The sequence below is a fragment of the Pseudomonas sp. PvP089 genome (assembly GCF_017875165.1).
GTDB lineage: Bacteria > Pseudomonadota > Gammaproteobacteria > Pseudomonadales > Pseudomonadaceae > Aquipseudomonas > Aquipseudomonas fortuita.
Genome location: NZ_JAGGME010000001.1, coordinates 3,756,129 through 3,774,389, shown reverse-complemented (window position 1 = coordinate 3,774,389; position 18,261 = coordinate 3,756,129). Strand labels below are relative to the sequence as shown.

General features: G+C 62.6%; 23 protein-coding genes. 12 read left to right on the top strand and 11 right to left on the bottom strand.

All coding sequences use genetic code 11. The features are described from left to right. Positions 1-273 precede the first annotated feature (273 nt). Both J3A71_RS17265 and J3A71_RS17260 read left to right on the top strand, forming a co-directional pair. Positions 274-1,104 carry an undecaprenyl-diphosphate phosphatase gene (locus J3A71_RS17265; RefSeq protein WP_096426954.1) on the top strand — a complete coding sequence of 277 codons (831 nt, stop codon included), beginning with the start codon at positions 274-276 and terminating at the stop codon, positions 1,102-1,104. Then, the gene (locus J3A71_RS17260; protein ID WP_096425992.1) at positions 1,097-1,510 is read left to right on the top strand and encodes a DUF1294 domain-containing protein; all 414 of its coding nucleotides are present in this window, start codon (positions 1,097-1,099) and stop codon (positions 1,508-1,510) included. Before J3A71_RS17265 ends, J3A71_RS17260 begins: the two co-directional genes overlap by 8 nt. A gap of 58 nt (positions 1,511-1,568) precedes the next feature. On the opposite strand, the gene J3A71_RS17255 is transcribed toward J3A71_RS17260, so the two are convergent. Together J3A71_RS17255 and J3A71_RS17250 are read right to left on the bottom strand one after the other, a co-directional pair. Beyond that, positions 1,569-1,928 carry an MmcQ/YjbR family DNA-binding protein gene (locus tag J3A71_RS17255; RefSeq protein ID WP_016486459.1) on the bottom strand — a complete coding sequence of 120 codons (360 nt, stop codon included), beginning with the start codon at positions 1,926-1,928 and terminating at the stop codon, positions 1,569-1,571. Continuing rightward, positions 1,921-2,823: a LysR substrate-binding domain-containing protein gene (locus tag J3A71_RS17250; RefSeq protein WP_060516636.1), complete on the bottom strand. Its 903-nt coding sequence runs from the start codon at positions 2,821-2,823 to the stop codon at positions 1,921-1,923. Before J3A71_RS17250 ends, J3A71_RS17255 begins: the two co-directional genes overlap by 8 nt. A 133-nt stretch (positions 2,824-2,956) precedes the next feature. On the opposite strand from J3A71_RS17250, the gene J3A71_RS17245 reads away from it, so the two are divergent. Continuing rightward, positions 2,957-3,568, top strand: a complete 612-nt coding sequence (locus J3A71_RS17245; protein WP_096425993.1) for an FMN-dependent NADH-azoreductase — start codon at positions 2,957-2,959, stop codon at positions 3,566-3,568. 53 nt (positions 3,569-3,621) lie between these two features. Here J3A71_RS17245 and J3A71_RS17240 read toward each other — a convergent pair whose 3' ends face one another. Together J3A71_RS17240 and J3A71_RS17235 are read right to left on the bottom strand one after the other, a co-directional pair. Next, on the bottom strand, positions 3,622-4,221 hold the full coding sequence (locus J3A71_RS17240) for a cupin domain-containing protein (RefSeq protein WP_016486514.1): 600 nt from the start codon (positions 4,219-4,221) through the stop codon (positions 3,622-3,624). Between the two features lie 39 nt (positions 4,222-4,260). Next, positions 4,261-6,213: an FAD-dependent oxidoreductase gene (locus J3A71_RS17235; RefSeq protein WP_060516635.1), complete on the bottom strand. Its 1,953-nt coding sequence runs from the start codon at positions 6,211-6,213 to the stop codon at positions 4,261-4,263. Positions 6,214-6,391: 178 nt separating this feature from the next. On the opposite strand from J3A71_RS17235, the gene J3A71_RS17230 reads away from it, so the two are divergent. The 6 genes from J3A71_RS17230 (at position 6,392) to J3A71_RS17205 (ending at position 10,503) form a co-directional block, all read left to right on the top strand. Continuing rightward, positions 6,392-7,435, top strand: a complete 1,044-nt coding sequence (locus tag J3A71_RS17230) for an ABC transporter substrate-binding protein (protein WP_096425994.1) — start codon at positions 6,392-6,394, stop codon at positions 7,433-7,435. A 33-nt stretch (positions 7,436-7,468) separates the two neighbouring features. Continuing rightward, on the top strand, positions 7,469-8,224 hold the full coding sequence (locus tag J3A71_RS17225) for a class II aldolase/adducin family protein (protein WP_016486517.1): 756 nt from the start codon (positions 7,469-7,471) through the stop codon (positions 8,222-8,224). Between the two features lie 223 nt (positions 8,225-8,447). After that, positions 8,448-9,332: an O-acetylserine/cysteine exporter gene (locus tag J3A71_RS17220; protein WP_016486518.1), complete on the top strand. Its 885-nt coding sequence runs from the start codon at positions 8,448-8,450 to the stop codon at positions 9,330-9,332. A gap of 69 nt (positions 9,333-9,401) precedes the next feature. Beyond that, entirely contained in the window at positions 9,402-9,722 is a 321-nt protein-coding gene (locus J3A71_RS17215) for a YbjQ family protein (RefSeq protein ID WP_016486519.1), read from the top strand. 138 nt (positions 9,723-9,860) lie between these two features. Then, positions 9,861-10,049 (top strand): hypothetical protein, encoded by a 189-nt coding sequence (locus J3A71_RS17210; protein ID WP_003253897.1) that lies wholly within the window; start codon positions 9,861-9,863, stop codon positions 10,047-10,049. Positions 10,050-10,191: 142 nt separating this feature from the next. After that, the gene (locus J3A71_RS17205; RefSeq protein ID WP_016486520.1) at positions 10,192-10,503 is read left to right on the top strand and encodes a hypothetical protein; all 312 of its coding nucleotides are present in this window, start codon (positions 10,192-10,194) and stop codon (positions 10,501-10,503) included. A 46-nt stretch (positions 10,504-10,549) separates the two neighbouring features. Here the strand turns inward: J3A71_RS17205 and J3A71_RS17200 are convergent, their stop codons facing one another. Together J3A71_RS17200 and ampC are read right to left on the bottom strand one after the other, a co-directional pair. Beyond that, the gene (locus tag J3A71_RS17200) at positions 10,550-10,882 is read right to left on the bottom strand and encodes a hypothetical protein (RefSeq protein WP_016486521.1); all 333 of its coding nucleotides are present in this window, start codon (positions 10,880-10,882) and stop codon (positions 10,550-10,552) included. Between the two features lie 300 nt (positions 10,883-11,182). Next, positions 11,183-12,325, bottom strand: a complete 1,143-nt coding sequence (gene ampC / locus J3A71_RS17195) for a class C beta-lactamase (RefSeq protein WP_016486522.1) — start codon at positions 12,323-12,325, stop codon at positions 11,183-11,185. Positions 12,326-12,444: 119 nt separating this feature from the next. Here ampC and J3A71_RS17190 point away from each other — a divergent pair, with 119 nt between their 5' ends. After that, on the top strand, positions 12,445-13,437 hold the full coding sequence (locus J3A71_RS17190; RefSeq protein WP_031312499.1) for a bile acid:sodium symporter family protein: 993 nt from the start codon (positions 12,445-12,447) through the stop codon (positions 13,435-13,437). A 63-nt stretch (positions 13,438-13,500) separates the two neighbouring features. On the opposite strand, the gene J3A71_RS17185 is transcribed toward J3A71_RS17190, so the two are convergent. Next, positions 13,501-14,094, bottom strand: a complete 594-nt coding sequence (locus tag J3A71_RS17185; RefSeq protein WP_016486524.1) for a DUF4157 domain-containing protein — start codon at positions 14,092-14,094, stop codon at positions 13,501-13,503. Further along, positions 14,081-14,644 (bottom strand): TetR/AcrR family transcriptional regulator, encoded by a 564-nt coding sequence (locus J3A71_RS17180; RefSeq protein ID WP_016486525.1) that lies wholly within the window; start codon positions 14,642-14,644, stop codon positions 14,081-14,083. Before J3A71_RS17180 ends, J3A71_RS17185 begins: the two co-directional genes overlap by 14 nt. Positions 14,645-14,733: 89 nt before the next feature. Here J3A71_RS17180 and J3A71_RS17175 point away from each other — a divergent pair, with 89 nt between their 5' ends. Continuing rightward, a complete protein-coding gene (locus J3A71_RS17175) occupies positions 14,734-15,465 on the top strand; it encodes an SDR family oxidoreductase (RefSeq protein ID WP_070086510.1) in 732 nt (243 codons plus the stop codon). A 29-nt stretch (positions 15,466-15,494) separates the two neighbouring features. Continuing rightward, on the top strand, positions 15,495-16,109 hold the full coding sequence (locus J3A71_RS17170) for a 2-hydroxychromene-2-carboxylate isomerase (protein WP_016486527.1): 615 nt from the start codon (positions 15,495-15,497) through the stop codon (positions 16,107-16,109). Here the strand turns inward: J3A71_RS17170 and J3A71_RS17165 are convergent. The 3 genes from J3A71_RS17165 to J3A71_RS17155 all read right to left on the bottom strand — a co-directional run bounded on the left by J3A71_RS17165 (position 16,082) and on the right by J3A71_RS17155 (position 18,216). Further along, positions 16,082-16,381, bottom strand: coding sequence for a hypothetical protein (locus J3A71_RS17165; RefSeq protein WP_023049131.1), 300 nt, complete (start codon positions 16,379-16,381; stop codon positions 16,082-16,084). The genes J3A71_RS17170 and J3A71_RS17165 overlap by 28 nt on opposite strands. 2 nt (positions 16,382-16,383) lie before the next feature. After that, on the bottom strand, positions 16,384-16,929 hold the full coding sequence (locus tag J3A71_RS17160; protein ID WP_016486529.1) for a cupin domain-containing protein: 546 nt from the start codon (positions 16,927-16,929) through the stop codon (positions 16,384-16,386). A gap of 81 nt (positions 16,930-17,010) precedes the next feature. Beyond that, positions 17,011-18,216: an MFS transporter gene (locus J3A71_RS17155; RefSeq protein WP_096425995.1), complete on the bottom strand. Its 1,206-nt coding sequence runs from the start codon at positions 18,214-18,216 to the stop codon at positions 17,011-17,013. Positions 18,217-18,261 lie beyond the last annotated feature (45 nt).

Sequence of the window (18,261 nt, the reverse complement as noted above, 5' to 3'; positions counted from 1 at the left end):
TAGAGGTGCATCCAAGCATGCTTTGCGGCAAGGCCCCACTCGACTAATGGCTAGGTGCTATCTTTGTCAGAGTCTGTAGCAGGTCGCGTAAAGCGATTGCAAAGGGGCTCTGTCAGGATTTCGGCCGCGCAAGATGAAACCTTTAGCAGCCGTGAACTTTTCTACTGGCGTTGCGACCAACAGTCGCTGTAAAACAGCCGGGCCGCGTGCGGCAACTTCAAGCAAATCAAGAACAAGGGGCGTGCAACAGGCAGCGCTCCATCCGGGGGAATGATGGATTTTTGGACTGCCTTTCAGGCAATCATCTTAGGCGTGGTCGAAGGGCTGACGGAGTTTCTGCCGATCTCCAGCACCGGGCACCAGATTATCGTCGCCGACTTGATAGGGTTTGGCGGTGAACGGGCCATGGCTTTCAACATCATCATTCAGCTGGCGGCGATCCTGGCAGTGGTGTGGGCGTTTCGCGGCAAGATTCTCGATGTGGTATCTGGTCTGACCAGCCAGCCCAAGGCACGGCGTTTCACCGGTAACCTGCTGTTGGCGTTCTTGCCGGCGGTGGTACTGGGCGTATTGTTCGCCGACCTGATTCATGAGTACCTGTTCAACCCGGTCACCGTGGCGACGGCACTGGTGGTAGGCGGCATCATCATGCTCTGGGCTGAGTGTCGCGAGCACCGCGTGCAGGTCGACCATGTAGACGACATGCGCTGGAGCGATGCGCTGAAGATCGGTTTCGTCCAGTGTCTGGCGATGATCCCGGGCACTTCGCGCTCCGGCTCGACCATTATCGGTGGCCTGCTGTTCGGCCTGTCGCGCAAGGCGGCGACCGAGTTCTCGTTCTTTCTGGCGATGCCGACGATGGTGGGTGCGGCGGTGTACTCGGGCTATAAGTACCGCGACCTGTTCCAGCCAAGTGACTTGCCGGTGTTTGCCATCGGGTTCGTGACTTCGTTCATTTTCGCCATGATCGCGGTGCGTGCGCTGCTCAAGTTCATTGCCAGCCACAGCTATGCGGCATTTGCCTGGTACCGCATCGTTTTCGGGCTGTTGATTCTGGCGACCTGGCAGTTCGGCTGGGTTGACTGGTCTACAGCACATGGCTGAGGCGCTGCGCGGGCAAAGAACTGACGGCGTGCGCAACGTGCGCTTGAAATTGCTGCTGTTGGGCTTGCTTTGCCTGTTGCCCGGCTTGGGAGCGGTACGCATGGGGTGGAGCCACCAGGCCTGGTGGCCGTTGGCGCTGTACCCGGCAATGAGCCTCATCAGCCTGTTGCTGTACTGGCAGGATAAACAGCAGGCGCGGACGCAGGCCTGGCGCACCCCAGAAAAGGTGCTGCACGCCAGCGAATTGCTGGGTGGGTGGCCGGGTGCGCTATTGGCCCAGCAGTTGTTCCGGCATAAAACCCGTAAGGTTTCGTACCAGTTGGTGTTCTGGGGGATTGTGCTGATGCATCAGGTGTTCTGGGCCCACTGGCTGTTTTTTGAGGGGCGTTATCTGCCTTTCAATTGATTTTTGCCTGTATCGGCCTCTTCGCCGGCTTGCCCGCGAAGAGGCCGATACAGGCTGACTAGATCAACAACCCTGCCTGCAACCGCTTGGGCAATCGCCGCACCACCAGTTGATGCGAACGTTGCAACACATCACACAGCTCATCACGCCCCATGGGGTAGGGCAGCGCCATGCTGATCCACCGCGCCCGCGCCAGATAAGGCGCAGGCCGCACCCCTGGGCGATCGCAGTAGCCCAGAAACAGCTCATCGGCCACTTTGAACGACAGCCCCGCACCCGCCAGGTCGAGCACCGCGAACATCTTGTTGCCCGCCACCGAGAACACCCGGATGCCGCCCCACTTGTAGTCTTCCCGTGCACCCGGAAGGCTCAGGCAAAACGCGGCCACCTGGGCTTCGCTCATCTTCCTTTCAGACATACCGCTCTCCACAGGCCTCGAATGATGCCGCCAGGTGATCAATCCACACCCGCACCGCAGGCAGTACGCCGCGCCGGTGCGGGTACACCGCCTGCAGGTAGCCGCCTGGCAGTGACCAGTCTGGCAGCAGGCGCACCAGTTCGCCGCGCTCAAGCTCTTCTTCGCAGAACATGCTGGGCAGCGCGGTGAACCCCAAGCCGGCCCGTACAGCGGCGTTACGTACTACGAAATCATCTATGGCCAAGCGCGGCTCCAAGGCAATTTCATGCTGTTTGCCATGCGGGCCGAGCAGGCGCAAGTGCACCAGCCGGTCTGCTTCGGCGGCGCCCAGTACCGGCAGTGACGCCAGCTCACCCGGTTCGCGGATGTGGTCGGCGAAACCGGGCGCGGCCACCAGTTGCATCTGCGCCTGGCGCAGGCGACGAGTCACCAGGGCCGGGTCTTCGTCGCCCAGGTCGCGTACGCGCAGGGCGACGTCGATGCCTTCGGAAATCAGGTCGACGCGGCGGTTGAGCAGCACCATGTCCAGCTGCACCAGCGGGTACTGGGCAAGAAAGCGGCTGATCACATCTGGCAGAAAGGCATGCGCCAACGCCACCGGGCATGACACCCGCAAGCGCCCGCGCGGCTCGCTGCTCATGCTGGCCACGGCTTCATCGGCGGCTTCGGCCTCTAGCAGCATGGCCTGGCAGTGGTGCAGGTAGCGTTCGCCCACCGCAGTGAGCTTCAGCTGCCGTGTGGTGCGTTGCAGCAGGCGGGTGCCCAGGCGCTCTTCCAGCTCGGCAATCCGCCGCGACAGGCGCGATTTGGGGATGCCCAATTGACGCCCGGCGGCGGCAAAACCGCCGGCTTCGACCACGCGGGCAAAGTAGAAAAGGTCGTTTAGGTCTTGCATGAGAATGTCTCACTGTTCCATCTGTGGGACAAACTAGCGCATATTTGCCGCCTTATCACCCATTACTCATCTCTGTAGGATTCTCTCCATCGTGATCGCCCAACGCTGCGGTCTTCAATCACAGGAGAGTCCCATGAAACTGTTGCACATCGATTCGAGCATCCTGGGCGACAATTCCGCCTCCCGCCAGCTGAGCCGTGAAGTGGTCGAAGCCTGGAAAGCCGCTGACCCAAGCGTGGAGGTGCAGTACCGCGACCTGGCCGCCGACGCCATTGCACACTTCTCTGCCGCGACCTTGGTAGCCGCAGGTACCCCTGAGGACATGCGCGATGCAGCCCAGGCCTTCGAGGCCAAGCTGAGCGCGCAAACCCTGGAAGAATTCCTGGCCGCCGATGCTGTGGTGATTGGTGCGCCGATGTACAACTTCACCGTTCCGACCCAGCTCAAGGCCTGGATCGACCGCGTTGCCGTTGCCGGCAAGACCTTCCGCTACACCGAAGCGGGCCCGGAAGGCCTGTGCGGCAACAAGAAAGTGGTACTGGTGTCCACTGCCGGTGGCCTGCACGCTGGCCAGCCGAGCGGCGCCGGGCATGAGGACTTCCTGAAAGTGTTCCTGGGCTTTATCGGTGTCACCGACCTGGAAATCGTTCGCGCCCATGGCCTGGCTTATGGCCCGGAGCACCGCACACAAGCAATTGATGCTGCACAGGCGCAGATTGCCAACGCGCTGTTTGCTGCTGCCTGAGCCAGTCCGTAACCGCCAGCGTGAACATTGGGGGAGCAACCGTCAGGCGTGCTTCAGAATGTTGGCGGTGTGATCACCCAGATCACCACGGCATCCACCTCACCGGGGTTGCCGTAGCGGTGCGGCTCCTGGCTGGAGAAGCTGAAACTGTCGCCTTCACCCAGCTGAAAATGGCGTTCGCCCACCCACAGCTCGAAGCTGCCGCTCAGGATGTAGCCGGCTTCTTCGCCCTCATGGCTGTAGCTTTGCTGGCTGTAGGTGCCCGGGGGGAAGCGCGAGTGCAGGATCTCAAGCTGGCGGTTGGGCTGGGGGGTGAGCAACTGATCGACGATGCCATCTTCATAGTGCACGCTCAGGCGGCTGTTGCGCCGCACGACATAGCCCTGGTCCTCGGGCGCAGGGGTGGCCTCGCTGGCGAAGAACCACTGGATGGTCACGCCCAGGCTGCGGGCGATGTTGAACAGCGCCGGGATTGACGGGTAGGAGAGGTTGCGCTCCAACTGGCTGATGTAGCCGGCGGTCAGCTCACTGTGCGCAGCCAGCTCCGCCAAGGTCATGCCGCGGCGCTTGCGCAGGCCGCGGATGCGTGTGCCCAGAAACTGCGGCGCGGCGCCTCCGGCTTCGCTGGCGGGGGGCAGGGGGAGTTGGCTCATGCACGTCGGTCCATCGCAAAAGCCGCAGTATGTACAGCCTCAGAGCGACCAGGCAACCGTCAGGCCGTCGTGAATCGCTTCTTCGGCGGTACGTGGTGCCAGGCAGTCGCCAATGCGCCGCACTTCTACCAGGCCGGCCAGCTCGCTGGCCAGGCTGTCTTGCGGCTGATGGCCCATGCACAGCACCAGCGTGTCGATGCCTTCGAAGATCATGGGTTCGCCGCTGGCGGTGTGCTCCAGGTACACCGTGTTGTCGTCGCTGCCGTACAAGCGCGCGTAAGGGGTGACAGGGATGCCCAGGCGATGCAGTTCGCCGGCGAGCTGGTCACGCACGTAAAGCGGCAGGTTCTCGCCGCAATGGGTACCGTTGACGGCCAACTGCACCTGGTGCCCCTCGCGTACCAGGCGTTCGGCGATGCCAGGGCCGATCCAGTCGCAGCGCCAGTCCATCACCAGCACCGAACGCCCCAGCTTCACTTCGTTACGCAGTACTTGCCAGGCGTCCACCACCTGCAGCTCGCCGCTGCGCTCGAACGCCGGCCAGTAGGGGGTGGCACCGGTAGCGGCAATGACCAGGTCGGGGTGTTCGCGTTCGACCAGGGCGCGGTCCACCCGGGTGTTGCGCACGACTTCGACACCGGCAAGGGCCATTTCCCGTTGCAGATTGGTACTGGCCCCGCCGAACTCGCTGCGCCGCGGTAGCAATTGGGCCAGCAGCACCTGGCCACCGAGCTGTGGGCCGGCCTCGTACAGCGTTACGTGGTGGCCGCGGGCGGCGGCCACGGCGGCAGCCTTCATGCCGGCGGGGCCGCCACCGGCGACGAGAATGCGCTTGGGCGTTGTGGTAGGCGTCAGCTGCCCATACTGCAATTCACGGCCGGTTTCTGGCCGCTGGATGCAGGAGATGGCCAAGCCGCGATGGAAGTGACCGATGCAGGCCTGGTTGCAGGCGATACAGGCGCGTACATCTTCGACCTGGCCGCGTTCGGTCTTGCTCGGCATCAGCGGGTCGCAGATCAGTGCGCGGGTCATGCCGCAAACATCGGCCTGGCCGCGTGCCAGGATCAGTTCAGCTTCCTGGGGCTGGTTGATGCGCCCGGTAACAAACAGGGGTATGGCCAGCTGTTGCTTGAAGGTGCCGGCTTCTCTGGCCAGATAGGCTGGCTCGATGGCCATGGGCGGGACTATGTGCACGGCGCCGCCCAAGGACGCCGATGTGCCGGCGACGATGTGCAGGTAGTCGAGTTGGCCCTGCAGGGCAATGGCTGCGGCCAGCGACTCGTCCTCGCTCAGCCCTTGGCTGTCGCGCTCGTCGGCGCTGATGCGCAGGCCGATGATGAACTGCTCGTCGGTGGCGGCGCGCACGGCGGCCAGCACCTCACGCAGAAACCTCAGGCGCTGTTCCAGATCGCCGTTGTAGCCGTCGCTGCGCAGGTTCACCCGCGGGTTCATGAACTGTGCGGGCAGGTAGCCATGGCTTGCCACCACTTCGACGCCGTCCAGCCCAGCCTGGTGCAGACGCCGGGCCGCACTGGCGTAGCCCTGGACAATTTCGTCGATCATCGGCTGGTCCAGTGCGCGCGGCATCACCCGGAAGCGTTCGTTGGGCACCGAGGACGCAGAGTAGGCAACCGCTAGCAGGCCGTCTGCCGATTCCATGATCTCCCGGCCGGGGTGAAACAGTTGCGACAGCACCACGGTGCCGTGTGCATGGCAGGCTTCGGCCAGCTGTCGATAGCCGTCGATGCAGGCATCGTCGGTGGCCATCAGCACATGCGAGGTGTAGCGGGCGCTGTCATGCACCCCCGCAACCTGCAGCACGATCAGGCCGACGCCACCGGCCGCACGGTCGCGCTGGTAGGCGATCAGCTTGTCGTTGACCAGGTTGTCGGTGGGCAGGCAGGTATCGTGGCCGGTGGACATGATGCGGTTCTTCAAGCGCTTGCCGCGGATCTGCAACGCTTCAAACAGGTGAGGGAAGGCGGTCTGCATACAGGCGACTCCGGTGCGGTGTTGTTCTTGTTTTGTGTATGAAAGTGTAGCTCCAGTAAAAAATCAACTTGTTTTTTTACTGGAGCGCGACTAGGTTTTCATCACCCTCAGCGCGAGGGCGTGACCTCACAACAACAAGAAAACGGGGCCTTGGGGGCACCGGCAGGAGGAAACTTAGATGCAGACAATTGCACGTGTTGCTGGCCTTTGGGCAACGTTGCTGGCCGTTGGCCTGGGCACTGCGCAAGCTGCGCCGCAGATGGTCGTGGTGGGCTATGGCGGCGCCGGCCAGAAGGCTCAGGATGAAGCAATCTTCAAGCCCTTCAGTGCCCAGGATGGCAGCAAGCTGATACAGAGCGAATACAACGGCGAAATGGCGCGGATCCAGGTGATGGCCGACACCGGCAACGTCGATTGGGATGTGGTGCAGATCGAGGGGCCGGACTTGATGCGTGGCTGTGAGGAAGGTATCTACGAACACCTCGACTGGCAGCGCTTGGGCCATGCCGCCGAGCTCATACCCGACGCGGCGCAGGATTGTGGCTCGGCTGCGCTGGTGTGGAGCGTGGCTATCGCCTACGACCGCAACAAGCTGGCGCAGGCGCCGGCCTCGTGGGCCGACTTCTGGGACGTGAACAAGTACCCAGGCAAGCGCGGCTTGCGCAAACGTGCGGTGTATAACCTGGAGTTTGCCCTGCTGGCCGATGGGGTCAAGGTAGAGGACGTCTATCAGGTGCTGTCGACGCCGGCCGGGGTTGACCGTGCATTCGCCAAGCTCAGCGAACTCAAGCCCTATATCCAGTGGTGGGACGCCGGCGCCCAACCTGCGCAGTGGCTGGCTGCAGGTGATGTGGTAATGACTTCGACCTACAGCGGGCGCATCGCCGTGGCGGCGCAGCAAGGCAGCCCGTTGGCCGTGGTCTGGCCTGGAAGCCTATATGGCATGGACTACTGGGCAATCATCAAAGGCTCGCGGCATGTCGACCAGGCCAAGCGGCTGATTGCCTATGCCAATCAGCCGGATACCCAGGTGCGGTATGTGCAGCAGATTCCCTATGGGCCGACCAACACCCAGGCAGCCGTCAGGCTTGGCCCGGCCCTGGCCAGTTGGGTGCCCACCTCGCCGCAGAACTTGCAAGGGGCACTGGCGATGAATGTGGAATTCTGGGTCGACCATGGCGAAGAGCTGGAACAACGCTTCAATGCCTGGGCGAGCAAGTAGTTTCAAGCCTCCTCATCTATAGAGATAACCACCATGATCGCAACGGAACAGCGCTTGCGCCGGGAACTGGCTGCCTGCTATCGGCTGATCGCGCACTTTCGCATGAGCGACCTGATCTTCACCCACATTTCCTTGCGCCTGCCCGGGCCGGAGCATCACTTCCTGATCAACCCGTACGGGCTGCTGTTCGAAGAGATTACTGCCTCCAGCCTGGTAAAGATCGACTTGCAGGGAAGGCCAGTGCAACCTTCGCCACACCCGGTCAACCCGGCCGGCTTCGTCATTCACAGTGCTATTCATGCCGCTCGTGATGACGCCCAGTGCGTGCTGCACACTCACACCCGCGCGGGTTGCGCGGTAGCCGCGCTGGAGTGCGGCCTGTTGCCGGTCAACCAGATGTCCATGGAGTTTTACGGCCGGGTGGCTTACCACTCCTACGAAGGTATCGCACTGGATATGGACGAACAGCAGCGGTTGGTTGCCGACCTCGGCGACAAGCCGGTGATGATCCTGCGTAACCATGGCCTGCTTGCTACAGGGCGCAGCGTGGCCGAAGCATTCTTGCGCATGTTCTACTTGGAGAAGGCCTGTGAGATCCAGTTGGCAGCGCAGAGTGCCGGTCAACTGATACTGCCGCCGGCCGCAGTGTGCGTGCATACCGAACGGCAGTTCAATGAGCCGGAGCGGGGGTTGAAACAGGGTGAGCTGGCCGACCCGGATGCGCTGCAGCTGGCGTGGGCAGCGTTGTTGCGAATGCTGGAAAAGGTGGCACCAGGTTATCAGGATTGAGGCTGCGACCCGCTGATTTGGCAGGGGTGTGTCAGGCTCGGCACCGGAAAGCCTGCGATGTCACGGCGGGAGTACATGTGTTCTCCTGTGGTTGGCCCCGTACTGGGGGCCAGTAACAGTCACTGTTGCGCAACGACGGCGGGTAACTGTGCTGGTCCGCTTTTGAGGAATAGCCTTATGCTGTAACGAAATATGTCCACAAAGCCTGTAGAAGGAAGTCGCAATGCCGCTCAAGGACCTGCTCATTGCCCTGGTGGTGATTGTCGCCTGGGGAGTCAACTTCGTGGTCATCAAGGTTGGCCTCGACGGCTTGCCGCCGATGTTGCTGGGGGCGCTGCGCTTCCTGTTGGTGGCGTTTCCGGCAATCTTGCTGGTCAAGCGGCCGAAACTGCCTTGGCGTTGGCTGATTGCCTATGGCGCGACGATTTCGCTGGGCCAGTTCGCGTTCCTGTTCCAGGCCATGTACAGCGGCATGCCGCCGGGCTTGGCCTCGCTGATCCTGCAGTCACAGGCTTTCTTTACGCTGGGGTTCGCGGCACTGTTTTTGGGTGAACGGCTGCGCCTGGCCAGTGTGTTGGGGCTGCTGATAGCCGCCAGCGGCCTGGCGTTGATTGGTAGCGAAGATGGTGGCCATGTACCGCTGCTGGCGTTGGTGCTGACCTTGTGCGGTGGTGCCATGTGGGGCATGGGCAACATCATTACCCGGCGTTTTGGCTCGGTTGACCTTGTGGCATTGGTGATCTGGGGCGGTCTGATACCGCCACTGCCGTTCCTGGCGTTGTCCTGGTGGCTGGAAGGGCCTGAGCGCATTGGCCATGCCCTGGCCAATATCAGCTGGAGCTCGGTGCTGGCACTGGTGTACCTGGCCTTCGTCGCCACCATGCTTGGTTACAGCCTGTGGAGCAAACTGCTGTCGCGCCACCCGGCCGGCAAGGTGGCACCGTTCTCGCTGCTGGTACCCGTGATTGGTTTGAGCTCGTCGGCGTTGTTGCTGGGCGAACGGCTGACCGCAATCCAGGGCTGGGGTGCCTTGCTGGTAATGGCGGGGTTGCTGGTGAACGTATTCGGCGCGCGTATCGGGCAAAGGTTGCGGGCGGTCACCGCGTAAGCCGCACAAATATGCTGCTTGGCGCTCTGTTAGAATCGGCCTCTTTATCCAGGTCAACGGAGCGCTTTCATGATCATTACCACGACCAGCCAGCTCGAAGGTCGCCCGATTGCCGAATACTTGGGCGTCGTCAGCTCCGAATCGGTGCAGGGCATCAACTTCGTGCGCGATTTCTTTGCACGCTTTCGCGACTTTTTCGGCGGCCGCTCGCAGACGCTGGAAAGCGCCCTGCGTGAGGCGCGCGAGCAGGCGACCGAGGAGCTCAAGGCGCGGGCACATCAGTTGCGAGCCGACGCGGTAGTGGGTGTGGATTTCGAAATTAGCATGCCGTCGGTGCAGGGCGGCATGGTCGTGGTATTTGCCACCGGCACCGCGGTGCGGTTGAAGTAGAGCGGTCTGCCACTGGTCGGCTGTCGTGCGATTGTCCGGGTGGTCCGCAAATGACCGGCTAGTCTCTTTTTTACAGGCCGCGTTTTCTGGGCGACTTTTCTGGTTGCCGGCGCGACTGCCACTGGAGGGAGACAGGGCATGAGCGAATCCTTTTTCGAAGACCTGAATGATGCGTTCCCGATCAACAGCCAAGTGCGTTGCGGCCAGGCGGCGTTCCGCCTCGGGTTCGCCCACATGACGCTGGATGATTCCGAACAGCTACAGCCTGCACACCTGCAGCGCAGTAAAAAAGGCCGCTTCATGCCGCGGGTTCCGCTGAAGAAGTGACCCCGCCCCAGTACATAACCCCGCCCAATGGCGGGGTTTTTATTGCGCTTTGTTGATCCGGCTCATGGCATTGCCGGGTAGCGCTCGCCGGCTGGCCAGGGTTGTGGTCTTCTGTCGTGGCATTCCAGCGACGGAGGATCGAATGCTCATGCGAGTCAGGGAACAGACGTATTGGCAGTGGGCCGACGCCCAGTTGCACAGCCGCAGCCACAACGAAGCTCTCAGTGACGGCACAACGCTGGATGTGCAGGTGCGCTTGTCACGTCTGGGGGCGACTCAGCTGTTTTTAGGGCTGTATGGAGCCGATGGGCGGGCAATGCTGGAGGAGTACTACCCTGCGCGGCCCGGGGAGACCATGACCCGTGCCTTGGTGTGGGGTGTGGACCGTGCCCGTGCGATGGCTACCGGTGCCCTGCCATTGCCGCAAAGCCGTTGCCGACGGCGCCAGGCATGAAAAAGCCCGGCCTATGCGGGCCGGGCTCAGATAAAGGTGAGAGCCCTCAGTTGAGCGGTTCGATCACCTTGACTGCCTGCCGCTCACGGGCGGCGGGCCATTCTTGTTGCAGGGTCTGCAGCACGCGGCCGACGAATTCGGTATCGGCGGCGGCCTTCTTGCCGACGTAGCCCTGGCCACGGCGGTAGACCTTGAAGCGGGCACGCATGCTGGGCAGGTGCTCTTCGAATTCATCTTCGATCGTATTCGGTGGCAGGCGGTCGAGCCGCACCTCACCGGTTTGGCTAACCCACAGCAGGTGGTCGTCAAGGCTGTCCTTGCGTACAGCGAACAGCTGCGCCAGTTGGTCGATAGTCGGATTGTTGTTCAAGTTCATCATAAAGCCCCCATTACCCATTCGTAGGTGATTTTCACAGTTGGCGCTACCACGGTGTAGCGCACTACCAACGCTGCTACAGCAGCATCGCAACAGGGGCTTTCTCACGCTGCCTTTTGGACAGTTCCCTCTCCACGAACGGCCTGCGTTACCGCGCAAGCCGTCTGGAACACCCTTGCCACCGCTCCCGATCAGGGAGACGGCTTCATCATGCACAAGGGCGATGAGCGGCGTCAATCATTTTGTAGTGAATATTTTTACTCACTACATTTCTGTCTTTTTGTTCGACAATCGCCGTTTCCACTACAGCCCGGACAGTATCTCGAAGGCTGCACGAACCCTGGCTTCGTTCGGGTAATTTCGATTGGCCAGCAACACTATTGCCAGCTGTTCACTGGGCACAAATGCGGCGTAAGCGCCGAAACCGCTAGTTGCACCGGTTTTGTTGTACCAGGCGGCCGGCAGTTGGGGCAGGGCGGGTTGCAAGCGCTTGGTTGGCTGCGGTTCACGGATCAGCCGCGCGCTGTTGCCATCTACCAGGGTGCCCAGCGTGACGGGGTAGGGATAACGCTCCCAGCCCAGGCCTTGGGTCATGGTGCCGACCTGGAAGTAGCCCTGCTGGGTGATGGCGGTTGCTTTAGCCAGTGCCGGTGGCAGGCCCTGGGGCTGCATGTGCAGCCGCACATACTGCAGCAAATCGCTGGCGCTGGTCTTGATGCCGTAGGCTTCGTCGGCATACGGGCCGGGGCCGACGCGCACCGGTTTGTCGGCGTCGTCGTAACCTTGGGCATAAAGCCCCTGAGCACTGGCCGGGACCTGCAGATAGGTGTTTTTGAGGCCCATTTTTGCCAGCAGCCCCTCGGACATCAGCGTAGAAAACGGTTGATGCTGTGCCCGTGCGGCCAAGTCACCGAACAGGCCAAGGCTGGGGTTCGAGTAGCAGCGCTGGGTGCCGGGTTTGGCACGGGGTTGCCAGTGGCGGAAGAAATCGACGACCTGTTGCGGTGTCTGCACCGCATCGGGGAACTGCAAGGGCAGGCAGTCGGCACTGTAGGCACCCAGTTCCAGCACCGTCGCGTCGCCGATGGGCGCCCCGGCCAGTGCCGGATGATAGTGCTTGGCCGGGGCTTCAAGGTCCAGCTTGCCCTCGGCGCTGGCCAGCGCGGCCAGGGTGGCGGTGTAGGTCTTGCTCAGCGAACCGATCTCGAACAGCGTGTCTCGGCTGACAGGCACATTGTCGGCCTTGCTGGCCACGCCATAGCTGAAGTAGTGCGCGTGGTCGCGTGCGTAGATCGCCACGGCCATGCCGCTGATTCCCTGCGCCTGCATCAACGGGCGGATGATCTGGTCGACCTTGGCCTGCAATTGGTCGTCGGCCTGGGCGGCGGTGTGGCCCAGAATGAGTGTGATGACGGCTGCAAGCGCGGCCGGGCGGCAGAGGGGCATGAGCGGGTCCTTTTGCGGAGCGTGTCCGTTGAGCGATACCGATGGGGGTTCCGGCGTTAGCGGCGGAAAGCCGTAGACCTTATCGTCTGCCCTTGCACAATGACAAGACGGACACTGTGATGAAGTATTTGCGGATGTTATTCGACAATTTCACCCTGGCTTTGCTTGGGGTGGTTCTGATCGCCACCGTCCTGCCTTGCTCGGGCGATGGTGCGGTGTATTTTGGCTGGCTGACCAACCTGGCCATCGGCCTGCTGTTCTTCCTGCATGGTGCCAAGCTGTCGCGCGAGGCAATCATTGCCGGCGCCGGGCACTGGCGTCTGCACCTGCTGGTGTTTTCTTGTACGTTCGTGATGTTCCCGCTGCTTGGCCTGGCGCTAAAGCCTGTGTTCCTGCCACTGGTGGGCAACGAGTTGTACCTGGGCGTGCTCTACCTGTGTGCCTTGCCGGCCACGGTGCAGTCGGCCATCGCCTTTACCTCGCTGGCCCGCGGTAACGTGCCAGCAGCCATTTGCAGCGCGGCGGCCTCAAGCCTGCTGGGTATCTTCCTGACCCCCTTGCTGGTGATGATGTTGCTGGGCGCCAGTGGCGACACCGGTTCTGGCCTGGATGCCGTGCTGAAGATCACCCTGCAACTGCTGGTGCCGTTCGTTGCCGGGCAGGTTGCGCGGCGCTGGATCGGCGCCTGGGTCAAGCGCAATGCGCGTTGGCTCAAGGTGGTGGACCAGGGCTCGATCCTGCTGGTGGTGTACACCGCTTTCAGCGAAGCCGTGGTCACCGGCTTGTGGCACACGGTATCGCCGCAGCACCTGGCCGGGTTGTTCGCCGTGTGCGGGATTTTGCTGGCGGTGGTGCTGTTTGGTACCCGTGTGCTTGGCAAGGCATTGGGCTTCAATCTCGAAGACCGCATCACCATCTTGTTTGCCGGCTCCAAGAAAAGCCTGGCTACCGGTGTGCCCATGGCTCAAGTGTTGTTCGTGGGCAGCGGTATTGGTGCGATGATCCTGCCGCTTATGCTGTTCCACCAGATCCAGCTGATGGTCTGTGCGGTGCTGGCGCAACGTTATGCCAGCCGTGAGCAGGGCGCCGAAGAGGCTTCGGCGGCGTCCTGAGCGCATGCGCAGTCCGCTACCGGAGCGGCCTTGTATCGCGATGGGCTGCAAAGCAGCCCATTTCTACCTGGCTTGGCCTGAAGCGCGTTCGCGCAAAGCCTTGCCGACCTCGGCCTCGATCTTGTAGGCCGGCGCTTCGAGGTCGTCATAGTTGCGCGTATAGCGCCGGGCAAATTCCTCCACCCCCAGCGCCTGATACTGCTGCACATGCTTGAGCTCGTGAGCCCACAGGGCCACGTTGTCCTCGGCGTCGCCGGCCCGGCGGAAGATGATCGTGTCGATCAGCGTCACGGCGTTCACATCGGGGTTCTGCAGTAACGCGTTGGCTGCGCTCATCTGCTGTTCGTCACCCACCCGGAAGCGCGCCGCATCGAGCACGGCAAAGTCGTACCAGGGTTCGAGTTGCGCACGGATATGCAGCGGGATCGGCTCGACGCCGCTGGCGGTGGCCTCATCCCTGGCCTGGCGCAAGGCGAACGTCAGGCTGGACGAGGCCATCACCTCCACATCCTTGAGAATCTGGCCGGCTTGCCCCGGGTCAATCGGCGCACAAAAACAGCCCATCAGGCACACTTGGTATTGCCCGGGCGGGCACGCTTGTTCGGCAAGCGCGGGCACCGTCAGCGTCAGGCCCAGCAGCAGGCTAATCCGCTTCATGCAGGGCCTTTTCGACAAACTGGCGGCTTGCATCCAGCACCTGCGATTGCACCCCTTCAGTGGCCAGCATGCGCCCGATCATCAACGCACCCACGCATTGGCTGATCAGCACCCAGGCCAGTTGATCATCCTCCAATGTCGCGCTCCAGGCCTGGTGCAGTTCGACCAGCCAGTGCTCAGCCTCTTCGCGCACCGGCGTTGCGGCCCGGGCGATTTCCACACCCAGCGGCGGGAGCGGGCAGCCGTTTTCGGGATTGTGCAGGTGGGCCAGGCTCAGGTACTGCTGCAGACAGCGGCCCAGGCGTTCGCGGCTGGCGCCCTGGTTGGCCAGGCGGGCCAGCGGGCTGTTGCGCAGCTCCTGGCGCACCACCTCGGTAAACAGGTCGTCCTTGGAGGGGAAGTGATTGTAAAAGGCGCCGCCGGTCAGGCCGATCGCCTTCATCAGCCCGGCCACCCCGGTACTGGCAAAGCCCCCGCGTTTGGCCAGCGCGCCGCTGCTGCTCAGCAACCGTTCACGGGTCTGCTGCTTGTGTTCGTTGGAGTAACGCATTCAATTGCCTCTGCAGGCGGGCTTGACGATGACGGTGATCATAACATAGCGTTCGTTTACTAAACGATCATTTACCAATGGAGGCAGGCATGCCAGAACAACAAAAAGTCGTGTTGGTGATCGGTGCGGGCGATGCCACGGGTGGCGAGATTGCCAAGCGCTTTGCCCGTGAGGGCTACATTGCCTGCGTCACGCGGCGTCAGGCTGACAAGCTGCAACCGCTGCTGGAGGAAATACGTGCCGCTGGCGGCCAGGCCCACGGCTTTGGCTCCGATGCGCGCAAAGAGCAGGAGGTGGCGGCGTTGGTCGAGACTATCGAGCGTGATATCGGCCCGATCGACGTGTTTGTCTTCAATATCGGCGCCAATGTGCCCTGCAGTATTCTCGAGGAAACCCCGCGCAAGTACTTCAAGATCTGGGAAATGGCCTGCTTTGCCGGTTTTCTCACGGCGCAAGCGGTTGCCCGGCGCATGGTCCGGCGTGAGCGCGGCACGATCCTGTTCACCGGCGCCACCGCAGGCACCCGCGGTGCGGCGGGTTTCGCGGCTTTCGCCGGGGCAAAGCATGGCTTGCGCGCTCTGGCCCAGAGCATGGCACGTGAGCTGGGGCCGCGGAATATCCATGTCGCGCACGTAGTGGTGGACGGTGCCATCGACACCGCTTTCATCCGCGACAGCTTTCCCGAGCGCTATGCCCTCAAGGACCAGGATGGCATCCTCGACCCGGCGCACATTGCCGACAGCTACTGGTTCCTGCACGCCCAGCCACGAGACGCCTGGACTTTCGAGCTGGACCTGCGCCCCTGGATGGAACGCTGGTAAGCCCCTATCACCAAGCAAGGACTGTCACCATGAACAAGACTGTCGATTTCTTTTTTGACCTGGGCAGCCCGGCCAGCTACCTGGCCTGGACTCAATTGCCAGGCCTGTGTGCCCGCCAGGGGGCTACGCTGCACTTGCGGCCAATGCTGCTGGGCGGGGTTTTCCAGGCTACCGGCAATGCTTCGCCGGCCATGGTCCCGGCCAAGGGGCGCTACATGTTCACGGACCTGGCACGCTTTGCCGCGCGCTATGGGGTACCGTTCGGGCTGCCGCCGGGGTTTCCGGTCAATACCTTGACCTTGATGCGCGGGGTCATGGGTACCCAGTTGCGCGCGCCGGAGCAGTTGGAGTCGTTGCTGTCGGCGCTGTTCAATGGGCTGTGGGTGCAGCGGCGCAACCTGAGCGATAGCGCGGTTCTGGACGAAACACTGAGCCAGGCAGGGTTCGATCCGCAGGCTTTTCATGCGCTGGCGGCCGACGGCGAAGTAAAAGCCGCGCTCAAGCAGGCGACCGAGGTGGCAGTGGAGCGCGGGGTGTTTGGCGCGCCGACCTGCTTTGTCGGTGAGGCAATGTTCTTTGGGCAGGACCGTCTGGACTTTGTCGAGGAAGCGTTAAGTCAGGGTGCCAGCAGCTTTTCGAGCTGAGTGCGTTCCCACAGGCTCAGCAGGTCGACCGGGTTGGTGCCGTAGCGCTGCCACTCCTCGATCCCGGCCTGATGGCCGTCGGGGCAGCGGCAACTGATGCAATGGGCAAGGCCTTCGGTATCCACGGCCAGTGCCAATTGCCAACCCTGGATGTCGACATCGACCAGGCCGCCATCGCGGCGTGCACTCACCTGCAGGTGATGCACGCCAAGTGCAGCGTTACGCAGGCTCTGGTAAATGGCCCGGGTGTTCAGCGAACCGCTGCGCGTCAAGGTCAGAAATTCGCCGGCGTGTTTGCGCTGATAATCTCGGCCTCGTCCGGGCCGATGTTTTTGAAGCTGTGCGGCAGGGTAGTGGGGATGTAGTAGCCGTCGCCCGAGTTGAGCACGCTGACTTGGCCATCGACCCAAAGCTCCACGGTGCCGCGGGTGACCAGGCCACATTCTTCGCCCTCGGCATGCACGATCGGCTCGCCCGAATCCGCACCCGGTGCATACAGTTCGCGCAGCATGCGCATCTGCCGGCCTTCGACACTGGCACCAACCAGCAGCATGCGCAGGCCGTTGCGGCCCAGGTCTGGCTGCTCGGCGCCCCGGAAGACAAAGCGTTCTTCGCGCACCGGCTCGTCGAAACTGAAGAACTCCGCGAGGCTCATGGGAATGCCTTCGAGCAGTTTTTTCAGGGAACTGACCGAAGGGCTGACGCGGTTCTGCTCGATCTGCGAGATCGTCGAATTGGTCAGCCCGCTGCGGCGGGCCAGTTCCCGTTGGGAGAGGTTGTTGCGTTCACGCACCAGTTTGAGTCGCGTCCCCGTGTCCATAGCCGCCTTGTAATCAGAGGTGTAAAAAATAATGAGCGACGCGCATTAAAACACACTCTGCACGCTTGCGCGCTGTGCTTCTCAGACACGCTGGTCGCGCGGCATCGGCCATAGCCCGACCAGCAGCAACAGGGCGGCCACGGCCAGGAATGGCAGGCGCGGATCAAGGGCATAAACCAGGGTGCCAGCCAGCGGGCCGATCACCGCCCCCATGCCTTGGGCCGCACCAATGGAACCGGCTGTGGCGCCCTGCTCGGAGGCGTGCATGGCGTTAGCCGCCAGCGCAGAAAAGGACGGGAAGACAAAGCCCATGCCCGCTGCCGCGATGAAATAGCAGCCCCATAGCGCAGGTGCGGTGGTGGCGAGCGAGCCGCAGGCAAAGCCCAGGGCTGAGACCGTGGCGCCTGTGCGGATCATTTTCAGTGGCGGCCATTCCAGTTTGCGCAGCAATACCTGTGACAGCATCAATGCCACGCCCACCGTGGTCAATGCGATGCCGGCGGCCTGGGCGGCCTCTGCAGGGCCCAGGTGCAGGCGGTCAATGGCGAAGAAACCGACGATGATCTGCGACACGGTGACACTGAGCATGGCGCTGAATGCTACCAGCAGGGGCCGGCGCAGGCGTGGGTCGTTCAAACGCACTGGGCTCGGGGCATGGTTGTGGGGCAGCGCCTGCGGCTTGAGGGTGAACAACAGCACGAGAAAGGCACTGGCCGGCAGCAGCGACATGATATGAAAAGGCAGGCTCAGACTATGCCTGGCCAACAGCGCCGCCATCGCCGGCCCCACCACCAGGCCGACAGCGTTGGCCGCCCCCAGCGAGGCCATGGCCCGAGCACGACGCTGCGGCTCGACATGGTCGGCGATCAGCGCATTGCAACCTACCGGGATAGCCGCATAGAAGGCACCGATGCAGCCGCGTGCGACCATCAGGCCGATGAACGCTGCGGTCGCCCCCGGCAGCCAGCGCAGCGCGCCTTCCACAAACAGGCATAGCAGCCAATAAGCCAGAGTAAAACCGGCGGTGCCCAGCAGCAGAACGCGCCGGCGCCCCAGGCGGTCTGCCGCCCGGCCCCAGGGCCGCGCCAGCAGCACCCACACCACGCCGGCCACAGTCACGGCGGCACCCGCCTGCCAGGTGGCCATGCCGAGCTGGCGGGCAATCGGGCCGATCAGGGCGACGAAGGCCATCATCGACATGGTACAGGCCATGTTGGCCAGCAGCAGCGGACGCAAGTCCAGGGTGCTGGCAGGTTTAAGGGTTGCAGGATCCTTTGCGACGTTCATTGGGCAGTCCAGGGCAGTAAGGCAATAGAAACCGATATTATTAAG

Coding starts and splice junctions, on each gene's coding strand:
- J3A71_RS17255 (WP_016486459.1), bottom strand. CDS start 1,928: ATGTCTGAAAGGAAGATGAGCGAAGCCCAGGTGGCCGCGTTTTGCCTG.
- J3A71_RS17235 (WP_060516635.1), bottom strand. CDS start 6,213: ATGCAGACCGCCTTCCCTCACCTGTTTGAAGCGTTGCAGATCCGCGGC.
- J3A71_RS17225 (WP_016486517.1), top strand. CDS start 7,469: ATGATCGCAACGGAACAGCGCTTGCGCCGGGAACTGGCTGCCTGCTAT.
- J3A71_RS17155 (WP_096425995.1), bottom strand. CDS start 18,216: ATGAACGTCGCAAAGGATCCTGCAACCCTTAAACCTGCCAGCACCCTG.
- J3A71_RS17260 (WP_096425992.1), top strand. CDS start 1,097: ATGGCTGAGGCGCTGCGCGGGCAAAGAACTGACGGCGTGCGCAACGTG.
- J3A71_RS17190 (WP_031312499.1), top strand. CDS start 12,445: ATGAAGTATTTGCGGATGTTATTCGACAATTTCACCCTGGCTTTGCTT.
- J3A71_RS17180 (WP_016486525.1), bottom strand. CDS start 14,644: ATGCGTTACTCCAACGAACACAAGCAGCAGACCCGTGAACGGTTGCTG.
- J3A71_RS17230 (WP_096425994.1), top strand. CDS start 6,392: ATGCAGACAATTGCACGTGTTGCTGGCCTTTGGGCAACGTTGCTGGCC.
- J3A71_RS17210 (WP_003253897.1), top strand. CDS start 9,861: ATGAGCGAATCCTTTTTCGAAGACCTGAATGATGCGTTCCCGATCAAC.
- J3A71_RS17160 (WP_016486529.1), bottom strand. CDS start 16,929: ATGGACACGGGGACGCGACTCAAACTGGTGCGTGAACGCAACAACCTC.
- J3A71_RS17245 (WP_096425993.1), top strand. CDS start 2,957: ATGAAACTGTTGCACATCGATTCGAGCATCCTGGGCGACAATTCCGCC.
- J3A71_RS17250 (WP_060516636.1), bottom strand. CDS start 2,823: ATGCAAGACCTAAACGACCTTTTCTACTTTGCCCGCGTGGTCGAAGCC.
- J3A71_RS17265 (WP_096426954.1), top strand. CDS start 274: ATGGATTTTTGGACTGCCTTTCAGGCAATCATCTTAGGCGTGGTCGAA.
- J3A71_RS17200 (WP_016486521.1), bottom strand. CDS start 10,882: ATGATGAACTTGAACAACAATCCGACTATCGACCAACTGGCGCAGCTG.
- J3A71_RS17175 (WP_070086510.1), top strand. CDS start 14,734: ATGCCAGAACAACAAAAAGTCGTGTTGGTGATCGGTGCGGGCGATGCC.
- J3A71_RS17220 (WP_016486518.1), top strand. CDS start 8,448: ATGCCGCTCAAGGACCTGCTCATTGCCCTGGTGGTGATTGTCGCCTGG.
- J3A71_RS17215 (WP_016486519.1), top strand. CDS start 9,402: ATGATCATTACCACGACCAGCCAGCTCGAAGGTCGCCCGATTGCCGAA.
- J3A71_RS17170 (WP_016486527.1), top strand. CDS start 15,495: ATGAACAAGACTGTCGATTTCTTTTTTGACCTGGGCAGCCCGGCCAGC.
- J3A71_RS17205 (WP_016486520.1), top strand. CDS start 10,192: ATGCTCATGCGAGTCAGGGAACAGACGTATTGGCAGTGGGCCGACGCC.
- J3A71_RS17185 (WP_016486524.1), bottom strand. CDS start 14,094: ATGAAGCGGATTAGCCTGCTGCTGGGCCTGACGCTGACGGTGCCCGCG.
- ampC (WP_016486522.1), bottom strand. CDS start 12,325: ATGCCCCTCTGCCGCCCGGCCGCGCTTGCAGCCGTCATCACACTCATT.
- J3A71_RS17240 (WP_016486514.1), bottom strand. CDS start 4,221: ATGAGCCAACTCCCCCTGCCCCCCGCCAGCGAAGCCGGAGGCGCCGCG.